The sequence below is a fragment of the Ruegeria sp. YKSD179 genome (genome assembly GCF_059612885.1).
Genome location: NZ_JBXWRL010000025.1, coordinates 1 through 3,085 on the forward strand (window position 1 = coordinate 1; position 3,085 = coordinate 3,085).

Consider the following 3,085-nt stretch of genomic DNA (forward strand, 5'->3'; position numbering starts at 1 on the left):
GTCTTGCAGACAATAGAGACCACGGCGCCGCCACTTTTGATGCTGCATCCTTCGGGCCCGTTAGGTACCGCACGTGCAGGCATGATGTTGTCTGAAGTAACTCCGGGACTGCATGCTCGCGCTCAGTCGCTGGCGAAAGACTTGAATGAGGTCCGGATTTTGCGTGATCTGCAGCAAAACGCTGCAGAGACTCTGACCAAAGGCCTTACTGGTGCTCAGGACGCGCGCACACGGTTGAGCGAAGCCATCGCTGATCGAACGGATCTGCCCCGCCGGTTTGTCGAAGATCCTGTGCGAACCGCGATCCTTATCGCATCAACTGAGACACTGGATGGGTTCGCCAGCGGGCTGTCGCAGATATCAGATAGCGGAATTATCGAATCAAACGCGAATATCAAAGACAGAAAAGGTCAGATCGAACTGCCGACCCAAGGTGTGATGCTGCACAGGGCAGGAGAAACGGACGCGGCGGGTGTGTCGCGACCTGGAATTGTTTTGGGAACAAGACCTCGCGCACTTGTTGTATCTCCGACTGCAGCCACGATCCGTTACCGCGGACCGCTTTTGGACCTTGGGAACCTGATTATTCTAGAGCCGCAACCCGGTTTGTTATTCGTCTTTTCAGGCCTGCAGGACGTGTTTGGTCAAACCGGTCAGGTTATTCCAGAGGGTACTCCGGTTGGCCTAATGCCCGGAGAAATGCCCGGAATCGGCGCTATTATGTCAACAAGCGGTGATGGCACTGGAACTGACTGGTCAGAAACGCTCTATATAGAGGTAAGACAAGACAACAACTCCGTGGATCCGGAATCATGGTTTCGGACGGATAAGGATGGATAAACGAATATGAAAAAATTCTTGATTGCTGGCTTGGCCGGTACTGTGGCAGGGATTGTTGCAACCACTCAGATCGCAGGCCCGTTACTGGCGCAAGAGGCGGAAAGTAAGGCCGACGTATATCAACAGCTTGATCTTTTCGGAGATATCTTTGAACGCATTCGTGCGCAGTATGTCGAAGAGGTTGAAACCGACGAGTTGATCGAAGCTGCGATCGACGGCATGTTGACTTCTTTGGACCCGCATTCCAGCTACCTTTCGCCTGACGATGCCGAGCAGATGCGCGTTCAGACACGCGGCGAATTCGGTGGGTTAGGCATCGAGGTCACGCAAGAAGAAGGCTTTGTCAAAGTCGTATCGCCTATTGATGATACTCCTGCAGATGAGGCAGGGATCGAGGCGGGTGATTTCATAACTCACGTAGACGGCGAAAGCATCCTAGGCCTTACCCTGGATTCCGCCGTTGATTTGATGCGCGGTCCTGTCGGCTCCGAGATTGTTATTACTGTGGTCCGAGAGGGTGAGCCGGAACCATTTGACGTTACAATTATTCGCGACACCATCAAGTTGACCGCCGTTCGCGCGCGGACTGAAGGAACAAGTGTTGTACTCCGTGTTACAACATTCAACGATCAGACCTATCCGAACCTGAAGGAGGGTCTGGAAGAACAGATCGAAGAAGTTGGTGGCATTGAAAATGTCAACGGCATCGTGCTTGACCTGCGCAATAATCCCGGTGGCTTGCTGACCCAGGCCATAAAGGTTTCAGACGCTTTTCTGGAAGAAGGAGAAATCGTGTCGACCCGCGGTCGCGATCCTGCGGACGGTGAGCGGTTTAATGCGACGCCAGGTGATTTATCAGCAGGCAAGCCCATTGTTGTTCTGATTAATGGTGGCTCGGCCTCGGCTTCGGAAATCGTGGCGGGCGCGCTGCAGGATCATAACCGCGCTATCGTTGTTGGAACAAAAAGTTTCGGAAAAGGTTCTGTTCAAACGGTGATGCCTCTGCGGGGCGACGGGGCGATGCGCTTGACAACCTCTCGTTATTACACGCCATCGGGTCGTTCGATCCAAGCGCTTGGAGTCAGCCCGGACATCATCGTTGAACAGCCGCGCCCTGCACCCGAAACTGAAGAAGAGGAAGAAAGCGACGCACGCACCCGGTCTGAAGCCGATCTGCGGGGCAGCTTGAATAATGACAGTTTAAGCGAGGACGAAATCCGCCAAATCGAGGAAGATCGAGCCAAAGCAGAAGCAACCGCTGAACTTCGCGAGCAGGACTACCAGCTAGCCTATGCCATCGACATTCTCAAAGGTTTGTCAGCCTTTCGGCCCAGTGGCCCGTCCCAGTGACGGGTAGATGAAAAGAAGTAGGGCCGCGTTTCTCGCGGCCTTCTTTTTCTGGATCAACCTTCGACTTTGTGGAGCTTTTTCTCGTCTAGTAACCGCGCAAGCACTATACCTGCCGAAACGGAAATAGTGGCGAAGACAAAGGCCATGTTCATACCAGCGTCAAACGCCGTTGCGATGGCCGTATTGACCTTCTCGGCTTCGCCCGGATCGAGTTTTTGCATTACCGCCTGAGCGGATTTAGTGGTCAGTGTCCCACCATTGATTATCTTTTGGTCCGCGTCGGACATGTTTACACCAGCGTCTGAAAGGCTTGTACGAAGGCTGGCGAGGCTGGTGGCATACATTATTGCGGTGGCGCAGGCGACAGCGATGGCGCCATAGACCAGATGAGTCATGAAACTCAACCCGCCAACCAGACCGGCACGTTCAGGCTTGACCGCACAAACCGCTGCGGTTCCGGATGGACCAACTGTCAGTGTAGCACCCAAGCCGATCATCGCCATACCCGGTAGGATTTGGAAATACCCGAATGCGACTGGCAGGACCACGATGCTGGCAGCGCCAATTGTGGCGCAAACGTATCCCCAAGTCAGCAAACGTTTTGGACCAAAGTCGTTGTACAAAGTGCCCGAGACGATCGACCCAACGGCCAGTAACACAGTCAGTGGCGCCAAACCCAGCGCTGATTGAAATGTTGACCAGCCAAGGACCTTTTGCATGTATTGCGGAAAATACAACAGCCCAACAAATACCGCCGCTACATTGAACATATTCAAGCCCAATGTGTACAAAAACTGCCGATTTTGAACGAGTTGCGGCAACAGAAGCGGCTCCTCCACCCGTTTTTCGACTTTTGGGAACAATACAAATAACGTCGCGCTGACAAGGAACAAAA

Annotated in this window: 3 protein-coding genes; 2 read left to right on the forward strand and 1 reads right to left on the reverse strand. The window is 53.4% G+C overall.

Annotated features, from left to right (window positions below; translation table 11 throughout):
- Both AC2FNE_RS13455 and AC2FNE_RS13460 read left to right on the forward strand, forming a co-directional pair.
- A partial coding sequence (locus tag AC2FNE_RS13455; protein ID WP_496805563.1) for a murein hydrolase activator EnvC family protein occupies positions 1–840 on the forward strand: 840 nt, incomplete at its 5' end.
- Positions 841–846: 6 nt separating this feature from the next.
- Positions 847–2,190: a S41 family peptidase gene (locus AC2FNE_RS13460; RefSeq protein WP_170480090.1), complete on the forward strand. Its 1,344-nt coding sequence runs from the start codon at positions 847–849 to the stop codon at positions 2,188–2,190.
- A gap of 53 nt (positions 2,191–2,243) precedes the next feature.
- Here AC2FNE_RS13460 and AC2FNE_RS13465 read toward each other — a convergent pair.
- Positions 2,244–3,085 (reverse strand): MFS transporter (locus AC2FNE_RS13465; RefSeq protein ID WP_496805564.1); only part of this gene is annotated, 842 nt, incomplete at its 5' end.

Bases quoted from the DNA above. Each gene is read 5' to 3' on its own strand.
- AC2FNE_RS13460 (WP_170480090.1), top strand. From the start codon at position 847: ATGAAAAAATTCTTGATTGCTGGCTTGGCCGGTACTGTGGCAGGGATT.